Below are 15,806 nucleotides of genomic sequence, written 5' to 3'. Positions count from 1 at the left end.
CGCATGATTATTAATTCCTATGGCGATATGGCGCAGCACCTCTTTCTCCGCGGCCGCAATGCGGACCTGAAGGAGAGCGTCACCACGCTTTCCGAGGAGTTTGCTACGGGGAAAACTTCCAATCTGACTGAGCGGCTGGGCGGTGATTTCACCTATCTGGCGGATCTGGAGAGCACATTGAACCGGATTGACAGCTATATGGTCGCCAACGGCGAAGTGCAGCTGTTTGCCACGACCATCCAGGGCAGCCTCGATAAAGTTCAAAGCCAGGTGCAGGCAATGCGCAACGATATCCTGACGCTGTCTCCGGCAATGGACGAGACCAATGCAGAACAATTCGGCAGCCAGGCCAAGCAGCGGATGTCCAGTGCGATCAATCTAATGAACACCTCTGTCGGCGGGCGCACCATTTTTGCGGGGACCGCAACGGATACCAAGCCTCTAAACAACGCCGGAACCCTGATGTCCGCAATTCTGACCGAAGTGTCTGGTCTGACGACAAGCACTGACATCATTCAGGCGGTCAAGGATTGGTTCGACGATCCAGCGGGTTTTGATGCCGTTATGTACAAGGGCTCAGCTACAGCATTGCAGCCGGTGACGGTGGGTGATGGGGAACAGGTCTCCCTGGGTATCCAGGCCAATGACGACAGCCTAAAGCACACGCTGCAAAGCTACGTTATCACCGCGCTAGCCGATGAACCCAGTCTCGGATTGAGCGAGGATGTAAAGATTGATCTGGTCATTGAGGCCAGCAGCGAACTGTCAGAAAGCGAAGACCGGCTGATTAAGGTGCAGGCTGATGTCGGTTTTATCGAAGGGCGGCTGGATGCGATCAACACCCGCAACGAGGCCTCGAAAACCAGCCTGAGCATCGTCAAGAACAACCTGGTATCCGCGGATCCCTATGAAACCTACACGCGTCTGCAGGAAGCGCAGACGCAGCTTGAGGGGCTTTACACGGTTACCGCGCGCAGTTCGCAGCTGTCCTTGCTGAAGTATATCTCATGATTGGAATTCTTCGTCTCTTCATCGCGTGCCTGTTCCTGCTGCCTGCAGTCGCACAGGCCAACGCCATTCGGCTCAAGGATCTGGTCGAGTTCGACGGTGTCCGCGGTAACGATCTGGTCGGGTATGGCCTGGTTGTCGGCCTCGACGGCACTGGTGACGGTCTGCGGAATTCGCCGTTCACCGAAGAGATTATGTCGAACATTCTGGAGCGGCTTGGCGTCAACGTAACAGGCGAGCAATTCCGGCCAAAGAATGTTGCCGCGGTCTTTGTAACTGCAGCCTTGCCGCCGTTTGCCCGTGTCGGCAGCACAATTGATGTAACCGTGTCCGCAATCGGTGACTCCAAGAGTTTGCTGGGTGGCACTCTGATCATGACCCCCCTGAATGCGGCTGACGGGCAGATCTATGCAGTTGCCCAAGGCACCATTCTGGCTGGCGGCGCGGTAGCGGAAGGCGAAGCTGCTGTCGTTACTCAAGGCGTTCCGACGGCAGGTGTGATCCCTTCGGGGGCGCGGGTTGAGCGGGAAATCGCTTTCGATCTTGCTTCACTTGATTCAATGCGGCTCGCGTTGAGAGAGCCGGACTTCACTACTGCCGGGCGAATTGAACGGGCGATCAACGCAGAGTTTGGCGGCAACGTGGCTCTCATGCGGGATTCAGGCACGGTGGAGGTCGATATTCGCCGTACCAATACCCGCTCAACTGCCCATGCTGTCGGGCGAATCGAAAACATCCTCGTCGAACCTCAGCGCAAAGCACGCGTGGTTGTGGATCAGCGATCCGGCACCATTGTAATGGGCAGCGATGTGAGGATATCACGCGTGGCCGTGGCTCAGGGCAACCTGACTTTGCGGATCGAGGAAACTCCGCTGGTCGTGCAGCCAAATCCGTTTTCCGACGGGGAGACGGTTGTCGTGCCGCGCACTGGTGCCGCAATCGAGGAAGAAGAAGGCATTCAGTTGGCGGAAGTCCCAGAGACGACCTCTTTGTCTGAAGTAGTGGCGGGGTTGAACGCCTTGGGCGTATCACCGCGGGATATGATTGATATTCTCAAGAGCCTGAAAGCGGCCGGAGCGCTGCACGCGGAATTCGTGGTCCGCTGAGCCAAGGCACGCTTCTGTTAGAACCCTGGCCTTTCATGAAAAGGCCGGGTTTTTTCTGTCAGTTGATAAGGCCAGAAGGTGTATTGGACAGTTCAGCCGGGCCATCGTGCAGCCAGGCGAATGTGAAGCTGGTCCGCCGTTTTAACGGCAACATGTCTTGGATAGAAGCAAGCCTGAGGGGGCCGGCGGTGCTGCCTCAGGAAGGCGCTGAAAAACGGTGCTGCAGCACTGTCTGTATATTTCTAAGAAATGGCCGTTGCGACGTGCCCGGAGTTAGGAATACAGGCTGAAAGTGTACCGGCTGGCGTCGTCTGAGATTTTGCGTGCAGATGGTTCCGCCGCAACAGGAAAACCGGGCACGTCAGGTGCCCGGCCCATTCAACTGTGATTACAAAGTTCAGGGATAGTAGCTGCGCACCAGTGCGGTTGCGATCAGGCTCCAGCCGTCAGCAACAACGAAGAACGCCAGCTTGAACGGCAGGGACACGATGGCCGGCGGGACCATCATCATCCCCATCGACATCAGGATCGCGGCCACAACCAGGTCGATCACCAGGAATGGTAAAAATACTAGAAAGCCGATCTGAAAGGCCCGGGCAATTTCCGATAGCAGGAAGCTGGGCACCAGCGCAGACAAGGGCGCCTCAGGTACGGGGTCCAAGCCTTTGGTTTCCGGCCTGAGGTCCGCAATTGCATAAAATGTGTCCGGATCCAGCCGGTTGGCCATGAAGGCCCGGAAGGGCTCCAGACTGCGGGTGATGGCTTCGCCTGGCTCCAGCTGCTCTTCCAGAAGCGGATTAATCCCGGTATTCCAAGCCTCGGTGAAGACCGGCTCCATCACGAAGTAAGTCAAAAACAGCGCTAGGCTGATAATCAGCATGTTAGGCGGTGCCTGCTGCAGGCCGATGCCCTGGCGCAGAATAGACAGGACGGTCACCAGAAACGGGAAGCAAGTGATCATGATCAGCAGGCCGGGGGCCAGGCTGAGCACTGTAATCAGCAGGATCAGCTGGATTGAACGGGCCGAAATTGATTGCCCGTCTGCCAGCGAAAGGCTCAATTCTTGAGCCAGGGCGGTGTGCGGCAAAGACAGCAGAAGCACTGCGGTCAAAGCCGTCCGCACAAAAGTCGTATGTGTCATCCCAAACCGCTTTGCAGATCGGCAATTTCTGTCAGGCGCACAGCAAGCTGCCCGGCTTGGTCACCTTCCAGTTCTTCGAGCTGGCCGCGGGCAACCAGTCTGTCCCCGACGTAGAGGTCGACCGGATCTTCAACCCGTTTATCCAGGGTAAGGACCGCGTTTTCCCCCAGGCTGACCAAGTCGCGAATGAGGGGCCTGGCCTTGCCGACAGAGACCACCACTTCAACGGGGACTGAAACAAACGGGTTGCTTGCATCGGCCGGTTTTGTATTCAGATCGGCAGCGTCATCCATAGTGGCTGTCCTTTTTTGCGTGATAGGTAAAGGCCTCGATAGAGTCCTGGATGGATTCAAGAAGCGCGTCGCAGTTGATTTCGCATTCGGAGCTGCCGACACTCAGGTAGGCTTGGCCCGGCGACAGCACACTGTCTTCACGGACTGTCACCGGGACAGAGAATTTTTCCGGCAGCAGGCTGCGCACTGCAGCGCCCTCGCCCGGAGAGACCACGATCTGCATCGGCTGGTCGGTCTGGCCCTTGGCCATGCCGGCAAGCTGGTCGACGATGTGATGCCCGAAGGAGGCTGCCATTGCGTCGGGCAGCACTGCACTGGTCAGCACCTTGAACATCGGGTCCAGAGAATCGAGAAGCTGGCTCTGCGCTTCTTGGTAGGTGAAGTTGAGGTCTTCCAGCGAGCTGGCCAGCTCGGCTGAGATCCGGATGTTTTCCTGGTCTTTGGCTGCCACTGCGTCATCCCAGCCGGCGCTGTAGCCGTTCTCGAAGGAGGCTAGCCGCTGTTCCTCAATGAGTTCCTCGGAAACTGCAGGTGCAGCGGGCTCCACCAAGGTCTTCATTCCGAAGTCTTCCAGCAAATGTGCAATTGTCATCAGGCCTGCTCCTTGTTCTCTTCCAGCCAGCCGCGCAGAATCTGGACCGTTTCTTCCTGCCGTTCGCCAATGAGGCTGCGCAGCCGGTCGACCGGATCGTCCATGCTGCCGCCCAAGGCCGGCAGGCCTGCGGCCCCCATCATGTCGCCGGTGCCCATAGCCGGCAGGCCGCCCAGAGGCTCGAATTGGCCGGTTTCGTTGTTCTCAATTTCGCCGTCAAGAGCCAGGCCCGCGCCCAAGTCAGGCGCGGTCATGAAACCGTCTCCACCCATTCCGGGGAGGCTGGGCAGAGCATTTGCTCCGGCGCCAGCGGCAGGAAGTGCGGCTGCCGAAGCTCCCTGATTCGACAAGATCGGCCGCACCACGAACAGGCCCAGAATCAGGCTGACGATGGCCAGAGCGGCGATCTGGATCAGTGACATTGCGTCAAAGTTGAGATTGTCCATGAAGGAAGAGGTTGCCACCACCCCCTGAGGCTCGACGGCCGGCAGTTCCATAGATTTGAGGGTGATCACGTCGCCGCGGTCCGCGTTGAAGCCGACGGCCGCAGAGATCAGCTCCCGCATAGCGGCCAGTTCATCTTCCGGCCGGGGCTGGAAGACGGTTTCGCCGGCGTCATTGGTGACGGCAGTGCCATTGATCAGAACCGCGACGGTCAGGCGTTTGATGGCGCCGGGGCCGCGCAGAATTTCTTTTTCGGTCTCCGAGATTTCATAGTTGATCCGCTCCCGGGTTGCGCTGGTGTTGGCTTTTGAACCCTGGCCGGAGGCAGCGTCGCCGTCCGGAATATTCGAGGCGACCGTGACTTCACCGGACTGGTTGGTGGAGGAATCAGCGCGTTCTTCGACATCTGTGCTGACCGCCACACGGCTTTTCGGATCCACCAGCTTTTCGCGGATCGATTCGGTATCGGTGACTGTTTCCACGCTTACTTCGACGACGGCATTGCCCTGGCCAACGCGTGCTTCAACCAGCCGCAGAACCCGCTCGCGAATCGTCTGCGAGCGGTCGTCTGTGCCGGCGCCTGCTGCAGCGGTTGCGTCAGTGGAACCGATCAATGCGCCATTGGCATCGATCACGGCCACGTTGTCCACAGCCAGACCGGTGACTGCAGAAGAAACCAGAAAACGGATGGCATTGGCCTGAGCGGGCGTGATCGGCGAGCCCATAGGTACAATCGATACGGACGCTGTGGGCTCAACTGTGCGCTGAAACGGATTTGATCCGGTATTGGCGATATGCACCCGCGCCTGGCTTACATGCGGGCTGGCGACGATGGTGCGGGCCAGTTCGCCTTCCTTGGCGCGCCAATAGGCGGCATCGAACATCTGCGAGGTGGTCCCGAACCCGCTGAGCGAATCGAGCAGTTCATAACCTTTGCCGCCATTCGCGGGGAGGCCTTCGCTGGCCAGTGTCATCCGAAGTTCGTCGCGCTGGGTGGAGGGCACATATATGGAGCCGCCGCGCACCTCGAACTGAGTGCCGCGCTGTTCCAGCGCCCGCACCACATCTCCGGCCGAGCCGCTTTCCAGCCCGGCATAGAGCAGTGTCATAGTTGGCTTGCTTGCCACATGGGACATCGCGATCACGCTGAGAATCATGATCACCGTGGCCCCCACGGCAATCAGGCGCTTCCGCATGTCCATTTCTGCCCAGACATTCTTGATCTGCTGCACATTAACCTCCGTCGCACCGGCGTTCTCTCCGGCATGCAACCGTTTTGACGGATCGGCCTTAACATTCGGTTAGTTCCTCACAGGTTATGAAGAAGCTGCACGACGTTTTAGGGATAGCCATGACAGACGCTGCAGTAGATATCGAAGCAGGAGCCCCGGCCAAGAAAGGCAAACTGCCCCTTATCATTGGGGTAGTGCTGGCACTGGCGGGCGCAGGCGGCGGATTCTTTGCCGTTCAGTCAGGCCTTCTTCCCTTTGGTCAGAAAGCGGCACCAGAACCGGTGCACGCGGCCGAAGTGGCGCCAGAAGGCGTGGACACGGGCGAGACGGCGGAGGATATCGCCAATCTCGCCTTCATCGAAATGGACCCGATTGTGATAACCCTGCGCAAAGCCAGCGGTTTGAAGCATTTGCGGTTCCGCGCGCAACTTGAGGTCGGCCTGGCGCACCAGGCCGAGGTTGAAAAAATCCTCCCGCGGGTTGTCGATGTCCTGAACAGCTATCTGAGAGCATTGGAGCTGGAGGATCTTTCCGATCCGATGGCGCTGCCGAAACTGAGGGCGCAGATGCTGAGGCGGATCAATATTGCCACCGGCCAGGGCCGGGTGCGCGATCTGCTGATTATGGATTTCGTACTGAACTAGGAGGACAGGATGGACATTATTGCTGATATCCTGCTTGCAGCCGGAGCGCTGGGCGCCGGATTCTATTGTCTGGTGCTGTCGCGCCGGCTGAAGCGGTTCAATGACCTGGAAAAAGGCGTGGGCGGCGCGGTTGCCGTTCTGTCCGCGCAGGTCGATGACCTGAACAAATCCCTGCAATCGGCACAACAGGTGTCCGATGGTTCCAGCAAGGCTCTGCAGCAGCTGACCGGGCGGGCCGAATCGGTGGCGCAGCGGCTTGAACTGATGATGGCCTCAATGCATGACATTCCCGAGGCTGATAGCGCTGCGCCGGCGCAGGCTGCGCCTGCTGCTGAAGATGAGGTGATGGCAGCCGCCTATGAGGCGGATCCGCAGCCGGCGGCCGAGGTCCAGGAGGAACCTAAGTCTTCCGGGTTGATGTTTGTGCGCCACAATCGCAGCCAGAACCGGGTGGCGTGATGGCCAAGGGCGCAAAGAAAAATAAACGCTTCCGGCGCAGCGGCACGCTAATGATGCTGGCCTTGCTGCTGATGGGGTCTGCCGTGGTAAGGCTGGGGCTTGAAGCCGGACCTGCAATTGCGCGGGAAGTAGCGGGTCTGAAGGACGCGAACCAGGACGAGACCGCGCACAAGGGCGAACCGCATCGCGATGCGATGCCTACGTCTGCAGAGCTTCAGACCATGCTGGCCGCGTTTCAGCAGCGCGAACAGGTTCTGGCCGCCCGGGAGGCGGAAATCCAGGACCGCATGAAGGCGCTGGAGATTGCGGACCAGGCAATCGACAAAAAACTGGCGGCGCTGGAGCAAGCAGAAGAAAACCTGAGGGCGACACTCGCATTGGCTGATGGCGCGACTGAGGCGGATGTGACCCGGCTCACCACAGTCTATGAGCAAATGAAGCCCAAGGAAGCAGCAGCTTTGTTCGAGGAAATGGATCCGGCATTTGCTGCGGGGTTCCTGGCCCGGATGCAGTCTGAGGCGGCGGCGGGAATCATGGCGGGTCTCAGTCCTGAGGTGGCCTATACGATCAGTGTGGTGCTGGCCGGACGCAACGGATCCGTGCCCAAGGAGTAACTTGGGCGCGGCGGCTTAGTCTTTCCTTAGGAAGACTCGCCTAATCTTATAAAAACCAACGGAATTCGGAGTGGACCTATGATCGGGATTGTAGGCATTGTCGTGATCTTTGCCATGGTGTTCGGCGGATACCTACTGGCCGGCGGCAAGATGGCGATCATCCTGAAGTCGCTGCCGTTTGAGATGATGATGATTGGCGGCGCTGCTGTCGGGGCTTTCCTGATTGCCAACGACATGGGCGGCGTGAAGCACACGCTCAAAGATATCGGAAAGGTGTTCAAAGGCCCTAAGTGGAAGCCGGATGATTACCGCGACCTTCTTTGCCTGCTGTTCGCGCTGATTCGCATTGCCCGGGCCAATCCGGTTGAAGTGGAGCAGCATATCGAGGATCCGGAAAATTCCTCGGTCTTCAACAAATATCCCAAGATTCTCGGCGACAAGGAAGCCGTCAACCTGATCTGCGATACCATGCGTTCAGCGTCCATGAACTACGATGATCCGCATCAGGTTGAGGAAGTCCTGGAAAAGCGGATGGAAGCAAACCTGCACCACGCGCTGCACTCCAGCCATGCGTTGCAAACCATGGCTGATGGCCTGCCCGCGCTGGGAATTGTTGCCGCGGTTCTGGGCGTTATCAAGACCATGGGCTCGATCGACCAGCCGCCAGAGGTTCTGGGTAAGCTGATCGGCGGTGCGCTGGTTGGCACGTTCCTCGGGGTGTTCCTCTCTTACGGCCTGGTTGCCCCCTTCGCGGGCAAGGTGAAAGCCGTGGTTGAGGAGGATGCTCATTTTTATCAACTGATCCGAGAAGTTCTGGTTGCCAATCTGCACAACCATGCTGCGGCTATCTGCATTGAGGTCGGCCGCCAGAATACGCCCTCGCATTTCCGGCCAGGCTTCTCGGAACTTGAAGAAGCCCTCAAATCGGTGAAACAGGACGCGGCATGATCTGGCGAGCATTTGCCACAGCGGCCATTCTACTGACGGCAGTCGCAGCCCAGGCGCAGACGATTGTCACCCGCTCCGGTGAGCATAAGGGGTTCACGCGTCTGGTGATGCGGTTGCCGAATGGTGCCGACTGGTCGCTGACACAAAGCGGGACGACGGCGACGGTGAACATCGATGCGCCGGATGCGGTGTTTGACACGTCGCGGGTGTTCAATCTGATTCCGCGCACAAGGTTGCAATCCTTGGCGCAGAACGGTCCGGGGCAGCCGCTGCGTATGCAGCTCGGCTGCGATTGCTCTGTGACGTCCTATGTCCAGGAGAACGGATACCTCGTGGTAGACATCCGTGACGGCGGCAATGCTTCAGCGAAATCGCAATTCAGTTCTGGAGCCAGTGTGCTGCCGCTGACAACTCTGGCGCCGCGATCGGGCTACCGCTTTGGATTTACCGAGACGGCTGCAACAGATGCGCGCCTGGCACTTGAACTGGCGGTGGTGGCTGCCGGAGTGTCCGAGGGCACGCATGCAGGTCTCCCGCGGAAATATGTTTCGCGGGCTGGTGCAGAACCCGCATCCGCCGCAGCGGAGGAACGAGCAGCAGAACTGAAGGAAGTAACACTGCCACTGGATGGCGGCCCCCTTCCGGCCGCGCCGGAAAATGACGAAGCAGCGGCAGCGGCTCTGCCTGCAGGGGTAGCCTCTGGGCTTCCCGAGACAGCACTGCTTCTCGATATGGAGGAATCCGAACGTGCAGCGGCAGTTGGTGCGTCGGAACGGCGGCTGCTGCAGCAGATCGGCCGGGCTGCCAATCAAGGCCTGTTGAATGTCGCGGTAGACGGAATGCCGGCTGCGGACACAATTTCCGGATTGGATCCGCTTGGCGGGGCTGACAGGCCGCTCAATCCACTCGACCATATTTCCGTCACTTCGGCGATTGATCGTGAAACCGGTCTGTTTGCAGCTTTGGCAGGTGACGGCAGCAAGGCGTCTCATTGCCTCGAAAGCCAGGTTGTCGCCATTCAGACCTGGGGCAACGAAAGCGCCTTTGCGGATCAGCTCGCACCGCTGCGCAGCGCCTTGGTGCGGGAGTTTGACGACGTAAATCCGGCAAGCGTCTATTCGCTTGCCCGGCTCTACCTTTATTTCAGTTTCGGGGCCGAGGCCCGGTCGATTTTGACCATTCTGCCGCCTGAAGAGCAGGAAAGCACTGAAGTGGAATTGCTGGATGCAATGGCGATGCTGATGGATGGCGCTGTCTTGCCGGTCAATCACGCGCTTTCAGGCCAGCAAGGCTGTGACAGCGACAGCGCATTGTGGGGCGCCTTGGCTGATGGTGCAGTCAAGAAAAGCGCCAATACCGATGCAATACAGCAATCGTTTTCCAAGCTTCCAGTGCACTTGCGGGTGCATCTGGGGCCGCGGCTCAGCAAGATGTTTGCCGAAACCGGGAACCATCACATTGCTGAGTCTGTGCTGCGGGCAGTGGACCGCACCGGGGTTGAGGAAGTGCCTGAGATCAATCTGGCTGAAGCGGCAATTGCAGAGCTGGAAGGCGACACCGAAACCATGGCGGAGGAGCTGACCAGCGAAGTCGCCGAAAGGACTGGCAATGCGCCAGCCGCCCTGATTGATCTGGTTGCGCTGAGTGTAAAGGAACGCAAAGCGCTTTCACCCGATGTGCCGGACTTGATTGCCTCCTACGAGCTGGAAAACCGCGAAACGGATCTGGGTGCGGGGCTGCGCCAGGCCTTGGTCGCCTCACTGGCACTGATGGGCCAATTCCACGATTCGTTCGAGGAATTGAAAAGCGTGACGGAAAGGGACGGACCTAATGCGCGCGCCGCGGCGCTGGAGCCGCTGATGCTTTTGTTGGCAGAACGCGCGGATGATGTCACCTTCCTGCAGTATTCGCTCGTCTTTTCCAGGCAGGCAACCCCAGCAGAAGCGGTACCGGTAGCCACGAAAGTGTCACGCAGGCTTCTCGATTTGGGTTTTGCCGAGCAAGCCCAGAATTTGCTCACCAAACTTGCGCTGGAGCCGGGAAATGAAACCCGCCGCTTGTTGATGGCGGAGGCTGCATTGGATCTGGATAAACCGCACCGGGCACTTGTTGAACTTATGGGGCTGGAAGGTTCCGACGCCAACCGCATGCGGGCAGAGGCGTTGTGGCGCAACGGTGAATATGGCCGCGCGGGAGAGTATCTGCTGGCAGAAGAAGAAACTGATGCGGCCGCCCGCGGCTTCTGGCATTCCGAAAATCTTGGCGCAATCGAAGCTATGGGGACCGATGCCTCGATGCCATTCGGGACTGTGGCTTCGGTTACCACGCAAATCAGCGACACCGCTCAGGATCCTGAGGGCCTGGCGCCCCTGGCTCATGCAAGAGCTCTGGTGGAAAGCAGTGAGGGCACACGTGGTGGCATTGCGGACCTGCTGAACCAGATCAGTTCCGGTGTGAAAAACCCCGAAGAAGGTCAATAATTTACACAGGATTTGTGTTCTACCGGCCGTCCCGTTCAGGGGCGGCCGTTGCGCGATTTGATAACACTTTGTCAACCAGCTGTCGGTAACGTGACCTACGGGTAAATCCTGATTTGGAACGGGCAGAATGCCGGCGAACTATACAATTAACCGCCCGAAAGGGCTGCATCTGCGTGCAACGGCCACAGCGTACCGGGCGATTGCTTCTTCGGCAAATGCTCTGTTTCTCCCCTTATTAGAGCAGGTTTTAACGGCCTCCAGCCACTGCTGGAGGGTGTGCCTGCGGCAGGCAGCTGGAAGGTTGCCAGCACCGGCCCACGCTGTTTCAGCGGCATTGCGGTTTGGTGAGCATATGCCCGAGGCAGCTATCCATCATACAGCCCTTGGCCTCCACCCGGTTGAATGCAAGCAAATTGCGGGGCGTGACCTTTGCCTAAGCTGACGGTAGAACAACTCTTTAGCCCGACCGTGCTTCTTGCACTGGCCTTGATGGCGATCATCGTGATGATGATCCTGCCAATGCCTGCCTGGGTTCTGGATGTCGGACTTGCGGCCTCGTTTGCGCTGGCTATCCTGATCTTCACCATCACCCTCTTCATTGAACGGCCCTTGGATTTCTCCTCCTTTCCTACGATCCTACTGGCGTCGCTGATGCTGCGGCTGTCGCTAAACGTGTCTTCCACGAAGCTGATCATAGGTCAGGGGCATACCGGTACCGATGCAGCGGGCAACGTGATCGAAGGCTTCGCCCAGTTTGTCATGGGCGGCAGCGTTTTCCTTGGTCTGGTGGTTTTCGGTGTCCTGCTCATCGTGAACTTTATGGTGATCACAAAAGGTGCTGCAAGGATGGCCGAAGTGGGTGCCCGCTTTGCTCTGGATGGAATGCCGGGCAAGCAGCTTGCCATCGACGCCGATATGTCGGCGGGCGCAATTGACCACCAGACCGCCAAGGAGCGCCGGGAGCGCGATCAGCAGGAAACAACCTTTTTCGGTTCGCTGGATGGTGCCTCGAAGTTCGTAAAGGGCGATGCGGTTGCCGGCCTCCTGATCACTTTGCTGAACCTGGTTATGGGACTGATCATGGGCGTTCTGGTCCACGGCATGCCGGTTGGCAGCGCGTTTGAGACCTATGCCATCCTGACCGTCGGTGACGGCCTGGTGTCGCAGATTCCGTCGGTAATCATTTCCATTGCGGCCGCGCTGCTGCTTGCCCGCGGCGGCACAACCGGATCCACGGACATCGCCCTGTTCGATCAGTTCGGCCGCCACCCGGCTGCGCTGACCACCGTGGCGGTGCTGATGATCATGTTTGCCCTGGTCCCGGGACTGCCGTTTCTGCCTTTCGTGACCGGCGGCGGTGTGCTCGGATTCATTGCTTTCCGGATGTCGAAGAAGATGAAGGATGACGCAGAGGCTGAGATCGAAGAGAAAATCGAAGAAGCCTCGGACCCCTCCGCTTCGCGGCAGCTGGGCGACATTCTGGATCTGGATGACTTGCACCTGGAATTCTCTCCGGACCTGGTCAGCATGGTGCTGGACGCAGGCACAGGCCTGGATGCGCGGATTGCGAATATGCGGTCCCATATCGCCACCACATTCGGGCTTATCCTGCCGGAAATCCGGCTGACAGATCAGCATGATCTGGAAAGGGGAACCTATGTGATCAAGGTGCACGGGGTTGAACAAGTGCGCGGTACCCTGCATCCCGACATGGTGCTGGCACTGATGCCGGACAATCAAGACGCGCTGCCGCCCGGCACTGATGTGACCGAACCGGTTTATGGTGCTCCGGCCCGATGGATCTCTGCCAAGTCGCAGGAACAGGCCGCGCTGGCCGGGGCCACTGTCGTCACCCCGCCGGAAATCCTTGCCACCCACCTGCTGGAGATCATCAAGCAGAATTTCTCCCGCCTGCTGACACTCAAGTCGCTGCGCCGCCTGCTGGATGAGATGACCCAGCTGTCCAACGGCTTCCGGGCTGAAGCCAACCGCAAACTGCTGGATGCGCTGGTGCCGGACAAGGTGCCCATGGATACCCTTCATGCAGTGCTGCGGCTGCTGCTGGAGGAGCGGGTTTCAATCCGCAACATGCCGTTGATCCTCGAATCGATTGCCGAGGCGCGGATGCACACCACCCAGCCGGAGCTGATCTGTGAGCATGTGCGCCAGCGTCTGGGCTTCCAGCTGGTGGCAGAGATGAAGCGCGAGGACGGAACCATCCCGCTGATCCAGCTGGCACCGGAATGGGAGGACAAGTTCTCCACCTACCAGGTGGACGCGCAGGGAGCTGGGTTGGACATTGCGTTGCCGCCAGACCTATTCAACCGGCTTGCCGACGGGCTTAGCGAAAAGCTGGGAACGATCACGGATCAGGGGGTCTTCGCCGCTGTGGTGACATCCACCCGGCGCCGCCGGTATCTGAAGACAATTCTGAAATCGCGCGGTATCACAAATCCGGTTCTGTCTTTCGAAGAGATCGGCCTAGAGGCGCGTCCTGCCCTCGTCGGGATGGTTCCCGCATGAACTTGAATTTCCTTCCGCCAGAGCTGGTGTTGCTGCTGGGGGCAGGATTTTGGCATGCGGCCATCGTTTTCCTGAGGGTCTCTGCCATGGTGTCGGTGCTGCCTGCGATGGGGGAGCTTTACGTGCCCACCCGGGTCAAGCTGGCGATTGCAGTAGCTTTTACCTTCATTGTGGCCCCGGCTCTGCCGCCCTTTCCTGAACCCGACGGAGTTTGGGGTTATGCCAGGTTTGCGGTAACCGAAGCCATCATTGGCCTGGCACTGGGCATTGGCGCCCGGATTTTTGTTCTGGCGTTGCAAACTGCCGGCGCCATGGCGGCGCAAAGCACGTCGCTGTCGCAGGTTCTGGGCGGGATCGGGGCTGAGCCGATGCCTGCGCTTGGGGCGGTACTGATGATCTCGGGTGTGACCCTGGCCGTCATGCTGGGGCTGCACGTGCGGGTTGCGGAGCTGCTGATCGGGTCCTACCGGATGTTCCCGGCCGGCCAGTTCCCCGCTGCTGCCGGGCTGACTGAATGGGGGGTGTTCCGGGTATCCGAGAGTTTTTCCATGGCCTTCACGCTGGCAGCGCCCTTCGTTATCACTGCGGTGATCTATAACTTGGCGCTCGGGGTGATCAACCGGGCAATGCCGCAGTTGATGGTGGCCATGGTCGGCGCGCCGGTGATCACCTTCTTCGGACTATTCATCCTGATGGTTGGCAGTCCGATGATTCTGGATGTCTGGACCCGTGCCTTGATGGCCTTTCTGTCTAACCCCGGAGGCGGAATGCCATGAGCGGCCAGGACGACGACGCTGACAAGTCATTTGAGCCGACAGAGCAGAAGCTCCGCAAAGCCCGTGAAAAGGGTGAAGTTGCCAAGTCCACTGACTTGTCTGTGGCGGCTGCCTATCTGGGGGTGATTGTCGCGTTCTACGCGGCTGGCAGCAGCAGCGTGGAGGGGACCGGCACTGCTCTGATGGCGTTTCTTGATCAGCCAGACCGGTTGGCGCCGCTGTTTTTCGGCGGTGGATCTGCTGCATCCACTGCAGGCGGCTTTGCTGGCAGCGTGGTGCGGCCCCTAATTCCGTGGTTCCTGGTGCCCTTTGCCCTTGTTCTGTTGTCGATTATCGGTCAGCGCGCCCTGGTGTTCGCGCCCAGTAAGCTGGAGCCGAAACTGTCGCGCATTTCGATCATTTCCAACGCAAAGAATAAGTTCGGCCGCTCCGGTCTGTTTGAATTCCTGAAAAGCTTCCTGAAGCTGACACTCTATTCTGTTTGCTTGGGCGTTTACCTCAGCCACCGTCTGCCGGACATGATTTCATCCTCCGGGACCGGGCCGCAATCGGTTGTGCTGATGCTGTCGCAACTGGCCCTGGAGTTTCTGTTTCTGGCGCTGGTCATAGCCTTGGCTATCGGGGTTGTGGACGCGGTTTTTCAGCATGCGGAACACCGCCGCAAGAACATGATGTCGCGGAAGGAAATCCAGGACGAAATGAAGGATGCCGAAGGTGATCCGCATATGAAGGGCAAAAGGCGCCAGAGAGGTCAGGAGATCGCTATGGGGCAGATGATGGCTGATGTGCCGAAAGCGGATGTCGTTGTCGTCAACCCGACCCATTACGCGGTTGCGCTGAAATGGAGCCGGGAAAAGGGGGCTGCGCCGGTCTGCGTGGCCAAAGGGGTTGATGAAGTCGCCGCAGCTATCCGGCGCGTGGCCAACGAGAACGCGGTCCCGATCCACAGCGATCCGCCAACCGCCCGTGCATTGCATGCCACGGTCGAAATCGGTGATGAAATCCTGGAAGAACATTACGCGCCGGTGGCTGCGGCGATCCGCTTTGCAGAGGAAATGCGCAAGCGCGCCAAGGGGAAAGTTACATGAAGCAGAAGATGCTTGATCAAATGGCGGCTGTAACAGCCGCGCAGTACATGCAGGAGCATGCCAAGATCCAGCCGGCACTGGCACGAGAAGCGGAACTGCGCGGTCAACTGGCGCGGCTCAATGAACAGGTGCAGGCCTCCCGGGAACAGACAGAAGGCGATCACACGATGAAAGCTGTTGGCGCAGACCTCCTTTGGCAGGGCTGGCATACCCGCACACGGCGCCAGCTGAACATGGATCTGGCCAAAGCCACGGCGCAAAAACTGCGGATGATGGATCAGCTGCGCCAGGCCTTCGGACGCAAACATGCCGTTGAAACCATGGCCGCTGCCGAGCGCAAACGGCACAAGGCAGCCCAGGCCAAGGCGCTGATGGATAAACTTCTGGAAGGCTGAATGAACAGCCTGCGGAAAAAGAAAAAAGGCCGGTCCTGCGGGACCGGCCTTTGTTTGTTTCGA

15 protein-coding genes are annotated in these 15,806 nt (G+C 59.0%); 11 read left to right on the top strand and 4 right to left on the bottom strand.

Annotation, left to right across the window (positions count from 1 at the left end; all coding sequences use genetic code 11):
• Positions 1–3 precede the first annotated feature (3 nt).
• Together KUV26_RS11735 and KUV26_RS11730 are read left to right on the top strand one after the other, a co-directional pair.
• Positions 4–1,011, top strand: a complete 1,008-nt coding sequence (locus KUV26_RS11735) for a flagellin (RefSeq protein ID WP_222508455.1) — start codon at positions 4–6, stop codon at positions 1,009–1,011.
• Complete coding sequence (locus tag KUV26_RS11730) at positions 1,008–2,114, top strand: flagellar basal body P-ring protein FlgI (protein ID WP_222504152.1); 1,107 nt, start codon at positions 1,008–1,010, stop codon at positions 2,112–2,114. Before KUV26_RS11735 ends, KUV26_RS11730 begins: the two co-directional genes overlap by 4 nt.
• A gap of 397 nt (positions 2,115–2,511) precedes the next feature.
• On the opposite strand, the gene fliP is transcribed toward KUV26_RS11730, so the two are convergent.
• The 4 genes from fliP to fliF are packed head-to-tail and all read right to left on the bottom strand — an operon-like array spanning position 2,512 to position 5,816.
• Entirely contained in the window at positions 2,512–3,255 is a 744-nt protein-coding gene (gene fliP, locus KUV26_RS11725) for a flagellar type III secretion system pore protein FliP (protein ID WP_222504153.1), read from the bottom strand.
• On the bottom strand, positions 3,252–3,548 hold the full coding sequence (locus KUV26_RS11720) for a FliM/FliN family flagellar motor switch protein (protein ID WP_222504154.1): 297 nt from the start codon (positions 3,546–3,548) through the stop codon (positions 3,252–3,254). The genes fliP and KUV26_RS11720 overlap by 4 nt, the downstream gene beginning before the upstream one ends.
• The gene (locus tag KUV26_RS11715) at positions 3,541–4,140 is read right to left on the bottom strand and encodes an ABC transporter ATP-binding protein (protein WP_222504155.1); all 600 of its coding nucleotides are present in this window, start codon (positions 4,138–4,140) and stop codon (positions 3,541–3,543) included. The genes KUV26_RS11720 and KUV26_RS11715 overlap by 8 nt, the downstream gene beginning before the upstream one ends.
• Entirely contained in the window at positions 4,140–5,816 is a 1,677-nt protein-coding gene (gene fliF, locus KUV26_RS11710; protein WP_222504156.1) for a flagellar basal-body MS-ring/collar protein FliF, read from the bottom strand. The genes KUV26_RS11715 and fliF overlap by 1 nt, the downstream gene beginning before the upstream one ends.
• Before the next feature lie 119 nt (positions 5,817–5,935).
• Between fliF and fliL the strand changes: the two genes are divergently transcribed.
• The 9 genes from fliL (at position 5,936) to KUV26_RS11665 (ending at position 15,743) form a co-directional block, all read left to right on the top strand.
• Positions 5,936–6,460: a flagellar basal body-associated protein FliL gene (fliL, locus tag KUV26_RS11705; RefSeq protein ID WP_222508454.1), complete on the top strand. Its 525-nt coding sequence runs from the start codon at positions 5,936–5,938 to the stop codon at positions 6,458–6,460.
• Positions 6,461–6,469: 9 nt separating this feature from the next.
• Positions 6,470–6,919, top strand: a complete 450-nt coding sequence (locus tag KUV26_RS11700; RefSeq protein ID WP_222504158.1) for a hypothetical protein — start codon at positions 6,470–6,472, stop codon at positions 6,917–6,919.
• A complete protein-coding gene (locus tag KUV26_RS11695) occupies positions 6,919–7,533 on the top strand; it encodes a MotE family protein (protein ID WP_222508453.1) in 615 nt (204 codons plus the stop codon). The genes KUV26_RS11700 and KUV26_RS11695 overlap by 1 nt, the downstream gene beginning before the upstream one ends.
• A 78-nt stretch (positions 7,534–7,611) precedes the next feature.
• Positions 7,612–8,481, top strand: a complete 870-nt coding sequence (motA, locus tag KUV26_RS11690; protein WP_008553318.1) for a flagellar motor stator protein MotA — start codon at positions 7,612–7,614, stop codon at positions 8,479–8,481.
• Entirely contained in the window at positions 8,478–10,961 is a 2,484-nt protein-coding gene (locus KUV26_RS11685; RefSeq protein ID WP_222508452.1) for a hypothetical protein, read from the top strand. The genes motA and KUV26_RS11685 overlap by 4 nt, the downstream gene beginning before the upstream one ends.
• 429 nt (positions 10,962–11,390) lie before the next feature.
• Positions 11,391–13,484 (top strand): flagellar biosynthesis protein FlhA, encoded by a 2,094-nt coding sequence (gene flhA, locus KUV26_RS11680; RefSeq protein ID WP_222508451.1) that lies wholly within the window; start codon positions 11,391–11,393, stop codon positions 13,482–13,484.
• Complete coding sequence (locus tag KUV26_RS11675; protein WP_222504162.1) at positions 13,481–14,260, top strand: flagellar biosynthetic protein FliR; 780 nt, start codon at positions 13,481–13,483, stop codon at positions 14,258–14,260. Before flhA ends, KUV26_RS11675 begins: the two co-directional genes overlap by 4 nt.
• Positions 14,257–15,348 (top strand): flagellar type III secretion system protein FlhB, encoded by a 1,092-nt coding sequence (flhB, locus tag KUV26_RS11670; RefSeq protein WP_222508450.1) that lies wholly within the window; start codon positions 14,257–14,259, stop codon positions 15,346–15,348. Before KUV26_RS11675 ends, flhB begins: the two co-directional genes overlap by 4 nt.
• Positions 15,345–15,743: a hypothetical protein gene (locus KUV26_RS11665; RefSeq protein WP_222504164.1), complete on the top strand. Its 399-nt coding sequence runs from the start codon at positions 15,345–15,347 to the stop codon at positions 15,741–15,743. The genes flhB and KUV26_RS11665 overlap by 4 nt, the downstream gene beginning before the upstream one ends.
• The last annotated feature ends 63 nt before the right edge of the window (positions 15,744–15,806 follow it).

The organism is Leisingera daeponensis (assembly GCF_019801465.1).
In the GTDB taxonomy this organism is placed as follows: domain Bacteria; phylum Pseudomonadota; class Alphaproteobacteria; order Rhodobacterales; family Rhodobacteraceae; genus Leisingera; species Leisingera daeponensis_A.
The sequence above is the reverse complement of the archived record's forward strand: the minus strand, read 5'-3'. Positions and strand labels throughout refer to the sequence as shown.